The sequence below is a fragment of the Oleiphilus sp. HI0123 genome (assembly GCF_001635315.1).
Window position 1 is genome coordinate 1 of sequence record NZ_LWGE01000855.1, and the last position, 585, is coordinate 585.

1 protein-coding gene is annotated in these 585 nt (G+C 43.9%); it reads right to left on the reverse strand.

The annotated features are described in order from the left end of the window. The coding region (locus tag A3761_RS07410) for a wax ester/triacylglycerol synthase domain-containing protein (RefSeq protein ID WP_304439598.1) at positions 1-585 on the reverse strand (585 nt) is incomplete at both ends.

Genomic DNA, 585 nt, shown 5'->3' on the forward strand with positions numbered 1-585 from the left:
CCAACAAGCTCTCTAAGTGCTTCTTTATCGCGTAATACCTGAATACCTTCAGAAGAGACTTTCCTAGCCAATGAGGCATACCGATCTACACGAACTTTCGCAGTATCCACTACTTTCTGGTACCGGGGCCATTCGTAATTAATATCAGTAAGTGTCTCACTTTCTTCGGCCGCTACCTCGTCGTTATCCGCACATGAAGGTGAAAACGGTTTCACATTCGGCGCATCATCGGTAATCGAGTGAAAAACAGAAATCAAAGCTAGCCCGTCTGCATAGCTATGATGAACCCGCAGAATAATCGCATTACCCTGCTCATAGTTATCGACAAACAATAGCTGCCACAAAGGTTTGCTTGCATCCAGCGGTATGCTCGCCTGATCCGCAAGATAGCTCTGTAGAGCTTCTTTGTCTGCATTACCTGTTAGCGCAACACGTTTAACATGGTTATCAATATCGAAGTAAGGATCTTCCTGCCAATAATACTGCCCGGTCTTGAATACAGGGCAAGAAGTAAAGCGTGGAAAACGTAAGAAACGATTAATGATGGTATTTCTAAAATCATCAAAAGCCATACTCTCGGTAATG